The sequence below is a fragment of the Micromonospora sp. WMMD736 genome (assembly GCF_049179015.1).
Taxonomy (GTDB): Bacteria; Actinomycetota; Actinomycetes; order Mycobacteriales; family Micromonosporaceae; genus Micromonospora.
This window is the reverse complement of the sequence record NZ_JBMHMI010000111.1, coordinates 1-6735: the sequence shown is the minus strand read 5'-3', so window position 1 is coordinate 6735 and position 6735 is coordinate 1. Positions and strand designations below refer to the sequence as shown.

At 66.2% G+C, this 6735-nt stretch carries 5 protein-coding genes; 3 read left to right on the top strand and 2 right to left on the bottom strand.

What is annotated here, in order from left to right; all coding sequences use genetic code 11:
* On the bottom strand, positions 1–1827 hold a 1827-nt coding region (locus tag ACN269_RS34330; protein WP_421477447.1), incomplete at its 3' end, for a molybdopterin-dependent oxidoreductase.
* Between the two features lie 57 nt (positions 1828–1884).
* A complete protein-coding gene (locus ACN269_RS34325; RefSeq protein WP_421477445.1) occupies positions 1885–3087 on the bottom strand; it encodes a cytochrome P450 in 1203 nt (400 codons plus the stop codon).
* Positions 3088–3166: 79 nt separating this feature from the next.
* Between ACN269_RS34325 and ACN269_RS34320 the strand changes: the two genes are divergently transcribed.
* The 3 genes from ACN269_RS34320 (at position 3167) to ACN269_RS34310 (ending at position 6560) form a co-directional block, all read left to right on the top strand.
* Entirely contained in the window at positions 3167–3997 is an 831-nt protein-coding gene (locus ACN269_RS34320; protein ID WP_421477443.1) for a thioesterase family protein, read from the top strand.
* 146 nt (positions 3998–4143) lie between these two features.
* On the top strand, positions 4144–5292 hold the full coding sequence (locus ACN269_RS34315) for a thiolase family protein (RefSeq protein ID WP_421477442.1): 1149 nt from the start codon (positions 4144–4146) through the stop codon (positions 5290–5292).
* Positions 5293–5327: 35 nt separating this feature from the next.
* Entirely contained in the window at positions 5328–6560 is a 1233-nt protein-coding gene (locus ACN269_RS34310) for an amidohydrolase family protein (RefSeq protein ID WP_421477440.1), read from the top strand.
* Positions 6561–6735 lie beyond the last annotated feature (175 nt).

Below are 6735 nucleotides of genomic sequence, written 5' to 3'. Positions count from 1 at the left end.
CCGAGGCTCACGCATCCCGATCATCCGCAACGGGTAGCCCTCTTGCTGGCTGCGCCGCGCCAGCCGAACCATGTCGTCGGAAATCTCCTCATGCTCCAATTGGATTCGGCCCTGCCGGTAGGCCACGCCATCCTTGAACGACCCCTCGGGTAGATACGGCTGCAGCACCACCCCGTGCGGATGCCGGCGAATCAACCGGTCGAAGCTCAGCCCACCGCGGCGCAGCCCGAACCGGTCACCGCCCTCCGCCATCCGGATCACGTAGTCCACCATCGACCGCGGGGTCAGCGACCGACCTATCGGGCGCAACGCCTTTCGGGCCGCCCCGAGCATCCGGAACATTCTCGAGCGGCCCGCGAGCCGCGCCATGAGGTCGTCGATGATCACCCACTCGGGCCTTGACTCCCCCATCGGCTCGATCACCGCCTCGGTGGCCTGGCGGAACGGGGTGGTGTACTGCGCGGCGAAGGTGATGGCGAAATCATCGCGCTCGTACATCGTGGTGACCGGCAGGATGTAGTCGCAGTGCGCGGTCGTCTCGGTGACGTAGAAATCCAACCCGACCATGAGGTCCAGTTGCTCGACCGCGCCCTCCAACTCCGCGCCGTTGGGCACCGACAGCACCGGGTTGCCGGCGCTGACGAACAGCGCCCGAATCTGGCCCGGGCCCGGTGTGTTGATCTCCTTGGCCATCATTGCGGCCGGTTCGGCCCCAATGACTTTGGGAAAGTGACCCACCCGCGATCGGCTACGCCGATAGTCGCGCCGCAGCGCCGAGCCGACCAGTTGTAGCGCCCACCGCTGTCCGGGCATCCGCAGGCCATTGAGCATCATGCCGCCGGCGTGATCGGCGTTGCCGGCGACGATGTTGACCGCGTCGATCAGATACGTGGTGAGGGTGCCGTTCTGGCCGGTGCTGGTGCCGAACCGGCCGTAGACCGCCGCCCGCGGTGTGCGCGCCAGATCGCGGGCCAATCCGCGGACGGTGTCGGGCTCGATCCCGGTGTGTACCTGCGTTTCTTCCGGGGTGTAGGGCAGGCACAGATCGGCCAGCCAGTCCAGCCCGTCGGCCTGCCGCCGCACTGCTGCCCGGTCCACCAGGTCTTCGTCGAACATCACCTGCAGCAGCGACAACAGCAGATACGCGTCGCCGTCGGGCACGATGCCCAGCCATTCGAACTGCGCGGCCGTCTCGGTGCGGCGTGGGTCGACGACCACCACCCGTCCGCCCCGTTTGACGACGTCGTGCATGCGGTCTTTGATCCGCGGCAGGGTCAGCACGCTGCCGTGCGACACCACCGGGTTGGCGCCCATGACCACCAGCAGATCGCTGCGCGGTACGTCGGGGATCGGCAGTGACGTCGGGGTGCCGTAGAGCAGTTGGCTGGCCATCAGGCGGTTGTTGATGTCCTGTGACGACGCGGTGAACAGGTGCGAACCCTTGCCGAACCCGTTGACGAACATCCCCGCCCACATCAGATGCGAATAGCTGAACGCGCCGGGATTGCCGAAGTACCAACCGAGCGCGCTCGGTCCGCTTTTGTCCAGGATGCGGTCGAGTCGCCCGGCGATGTCGGTCATCGCCTCGTCCCAGCTGACCGGTTCGAATCCGTCGGCGGTACGCCGCAGCGGGGTGGTGACCCGGTCCGGGTCGTTGACCACCTCGGTGAACGCGATGCCCTTCTGGCAGGCGAAGCCCGAGGACAACGGATGGTCTTTGTCGGGCCGCAGCGCGGTGAGCCGACCGTCTTCGACGGTGGCGACCATGCCGCACAGCGGCTCGCAGATCCGACAGAACGTCGGCTTGTGTTCGATTTTGGTGTCCATGCGCTTCCCCTCCCGACAGCTACGACCTTACGCATCCCGACGCCGTCGAACCGGTCCTCAGCGCAGAATGCGCACCGGCACGTTCGACCACCCAGCAACGTTCTGCATGCTGACCCGTCGGCACCCGTCCCAGTCCACCTCATAGCGCGGCATCAGATCCAGCATCTTGCCCAGCGCGATCGTGCTCTCCAGCCGCGCCAGCGCGGCCCCCAGGCAGCTGTGAATCCCGTAGCCGAACGCCAGGTTCTGCGCCTCACTGCGATCCCGGTCGATGTCGAAGGTGTCCGGGTCGGTCCAGGCGGCGTCGTCGCGATTGGCCGAGGCGCCCAGCAGGAACACCGGTGAGCCCGCCGGGATCGTGGTGCCATGCAGGGTGACGTCGGTGTTGGAGCGGCGCACGTTGTACTGCACCGGCGCGTCGTAGCGCAGCAACTCCTCGATGGCGCCCGGTATCCGACTGCGGTCGTCGAGTAGCGTCTGCCACTGTTCGGGGTGCTGGGCGAACGTGACCGCGGCGCTACCGATCAGCTTGGTCACCGTCTCGGCCCCGGCACCGCCCAGAAGTGTGGCGAAACCCGCGATCTCGGATCCCTTCAACCGGGTTCGCTCACCATCCTCACGCTCAATCTCGGCGGCGATGAGATCGCTGATCATGTCGTCCTGCGGATCGGCCCGGCGCTGCTGGATGAGTTCGTAGTACATCACCCACATCTCGGCCATCGCCTGCGTACCCGACTCCGACATGTCGATCTGCCCGGGTTCGCGGTGCAGCGATTCGTCGATCCACAGCCTGACCTGCTGGCGGTACTCAGCAGGCACGCCCAGCATCTGGGTGATCACGTCCACCGGGAAGTAGACCGAAAAGTCCTGCACCACATCGAATTCATCGCGATCTGCGGACAGGAACCCCTCGATCGTGTCGGTCACCATCGCGGTCAGTGCCTGGATAGCCCGCGGGGTGAACACCTTGTTCACCAGGCTGCGCATCAGCCGATGTTCGGGCGGGTCGATCGAGATGATCATCTTCGCCGCCGCCTTCTGGCCGGTGCGCACCATGCCGAGGTCGACGCCGTAGGCCGACGAGTAGGTGTCGAAGTCCTTGAGGCCGGCGGCGACGTCGACGTGCCGACTCAACGCGTAGAAGTCGTACTCCGCGTTGTAGTACACCGGCGCCTCGGCGCGCAGGCGTGGGTAGATGGCATGCGGGTCGCGGTAGAAGTCGGCCGAGAACGGATCGAACAGCACATCCGCGACGGTCATCAGCCCACCTCCTGAAAGCTTTCCCGTTGCACTTACGATAACGGCATCATATCCTGCAACCCGAGAGGACCGCGCGCCAGTGACCGACGCCTACTACGAACTCGTCGACGCCGATGACCCGCTCGGCGAGCGGTTCAGCGCGTCCGACCACGTGATCAGCACCTGGTCTGCAGATATGCAGAACGCCGCCCCGGTATCGGCGTTGCTGGTCCGGGCGCTGGAACGGTATGCGCCCCGGCCCGACACCCGGCTGAGCCGCGTCGTCGTCGACCTGCTGGGCCCGGTGCCGGTCACCGATCAACTGTGGGTCCGTGCCCACCTGCGTCGCCCCGGGGCCAAGATCGAGTTGCTCGACGCCGAGATGCTGGCGCCGGGTCCCGACGGCGCGCCCCGCCCGGTGGCGGTCGCCTCGGCCTGGCGTTTCGGTCACCACGACACCGACGAACTGTTCTTCACCCCCGAGGCGCCACTGCGACCGCTGGCCGAGGGTCGGCCGCGCTTCCCCGACGACGACGTGAACCAAGCCACCAACCAGACCTATATCCAGAGCCTGGACTGGCGCTGGCTCAACGACATCCTCAACAGCATCCCGGCCGAGTGCTGGGCCCGCCCGCTGGTCGATCTGGTCGTCGGCGAACCACTGACGCCGATGCAGCGGCTGTTCACCGTGGCCGATATCGCCAACGGAATGGGCAGTCGGCTATCCGTTGGCGAATGGCTGTTCCTCAACACCGATCTGGTGGTGCACATCCACCGCGTCCCCGAGGGCGACTGGGTCGGGGTACGTGCGGAAACCCACTACGGCAGCGACGGAGTGGGCGTCTCACGCGGCACCTTGTTCGACGCGCTGGGTTCGGTCGCGGTGCTGCAGCAAGCCCAGTTGGTACGGCGCCGATTGGTGATACCGTAACAGTTACAGTTGCTTTGACGAAGGACCCCCGATGCAGAAGGCGCTGGCGCCCGAGATCTCGACCTGGCCCGACGACGACCCGCAGTTGATCGGCAGCAGATCGGTGGCGAACTTATGACATTCATGCCGGTCTAGAGAGGATCCCCATGACCAACGACGTCGCCATCATCGGTGTCGGCCTGCATCCCTTCGGCCGGTTCGAGGGTAAATCAGCCATGGAGATGGGTGTGGACGCGATCTTCGCCGCAGTCGCCGACGCCGGCATTCAGTGGTCGGATATCGGGGCGGCGACCGGCGGCAGTTGGACGGTGGCCAACCCGGACGCGATCGTCGGCATGGTCGGCCTGTCCGGCATTCCGTTCACCAACGTCTTCAACGCCTGCGCGACCGCGGCCAGCGCGGCCAAGGCCTGCGCCGACGGAATTCGGTTGGGCGACTATGACATCGGCATCGCGGTCGGACTGGACAAACATCCCCGCGGCGCCTTCACCGAGGACCCGGCCCTGGTCGGCATGCCGCGATGGTACGCCGAGAACGGCCAGTACCTGACGACGCAGTTCTTCGGCATGAAGGCCAATCGCTACCTGCACGACCACGGCATCTCGCAGCGGACCCTGGCCAAGGTGGCTGCCAAGAACTTCCGCAACGGCGCGCTGAATCCGAACGCATTCCGTCGCAAGCCGATCCCCGAAGACCAGATCCTCAACTCGACCATGCTCAACTATCCGCTCACCCAGTACATGTTCTGCGCGCCCGACGAGGGGGCAGCCGCGGTGGTGATGTGCCGCGCCGACATCGCCGATCGCTACACCGACAAGCCGGTGCACCTGCGCGCAGTCGAGGTGCGCACCCGCCGCTACGGGGCGTACGAGGTGAACACCACGTTCGCCCCGGTCGACGAGGATGTCGCGCCGACGGTCTACGCGGCGCGCGCGGCGTTCGAGAAGGCCGGGGTGGCGCCCGAAGACGTGGATGTGATCCAACTGCAGGACACCGACGCCGGCGCCGAGATCATCCACATGGCCGAATGCGGCTTCTGCGCCGACGGCGATCAGGAGAAGCTGCTGGCCGACGGCGCCACCGAGATCACCGGGTCACTACCGATCAACACCGACGGCGGGCTGATCGCCAACGGCGAGCCGATCGGGGCGTCGGGGCTGCGCCAGATCCATGAAATTGTCCGCCAGCTGCGCGGCGAGGCCGGTGACCGCCAGGTGCCCGGCGAGCCCAAGGTCGGCTTCACCCAGTTGTACGGGGCGCCCGGCACGGCCGCCGCCACCATCCTGACCCGCTAAGACCACGCGCGAGCGGGGAGAAAGGACCCACCGCAATGGCTGAGCAGTTTCGGGACGCGCCGATCTTCGACGCCGACCAGCACATGTACGAAACGCCCGACGCGCTCATCAAGTACCTGCCGGAAGAGTACTCCCGCGCCGTGCAGTACGCCAAGTTCGGCAAGCAGACCCGCATCGTCATCAACGGCAAAGTCACCGACTTCATCCCCAACCCGACGTTCGAACGCGTCGCGGCACCGGGGGCACACGAGAAGTTCTTCGCCGGGGAGAACACCGAGGGCCTGACGCTACGCGAGATGCAGGGACCAGCGATCGAAGCGCCGGCAGCGACCCGCAATCCGGAGGACCGGGTGGCCGAACTCGACCGCCAAGGTGTGACCGAGGCGTTGAACTACCCGACACTGGCCAGCCTGGTGGAGCACTCGTCAGCTGACGATCCCGAACTCACCCTGGCGATCATCCATGCGCTCAACGAGTGGATGGCTGAGCACTGGACATTCGCCTACCAGGGCCGGGTGTTCTCCACGCCGATCATCAACCTGTCCGAAGTCGATGCCGCACAACGCGAACTCGACTACATTCTGTTCCGCGGCGCCAAGGTCGCGTTGATCAAACCCGGCCCGGTCAACGGCCTGTACGGGTGGCGGTCGCCGGCGCTGCCGGAATTCGATCCGTTCTGGCGCGACGTCGAGGCCGCCGGCATGCCGATCGTGCTGCACGCCAGCTACCCCCCGCTGGACGACTACGTCGCCAAGTGGGAACCCCCACACACGCAGAACTTTATGGCGCAGAGCGCCTTCCGCTGGATGGTGTTGGGCCATCGCGAGATCGCCGACATGATCACCAGCCTGATCTGCCACGGCACCCTGACCCGCTTCCCGAAGCTGCGCATCGCCAGCGTCGAGAACGGCAGCAGCTGGATCTTCCCGCTGTTCAACGACTTCGACGAGCTGCAGAAGAAGATGCCGCAGAACTTCGGTGAGCATCCGCTCGACGTGTTCCGGCGCAACATCTGGGTCAGCCCGTTCTGGGAGGGCTGTGTGTCCGATGTGGTCAACACTGTGGGCTGGGACAAGGTGCTGTTCGGTTCGGACTACCCACATCCCGAAGGCCTGCCCGAACCCAAGGGCTTCTGGCGCTATGCCGAGGGCATGGATGTGCGGCGCACCTACGATTTCATGGGCGACAACGCGCGCCGCTTCATGGGACTGCCCATCGCCAACCCCGACCCGGCGGCGGCCGAACCGCCCGCGCTAACCAGCGCCTGACCCGCGCAACGCGATCAACCGGGGCAGTTTTCCGCTGCTCTGATGACGCTGGAGTCGCACGACGACCCGGAGCTCGACCGTCGGATCGGCCAGGCCGTGCCGCCGCAGCGCGGTGATCAGCGAGCTGGTCAGCTGCTCGACATCGGGCGTGCCGACGGCAAGGATCTGCGCGCCG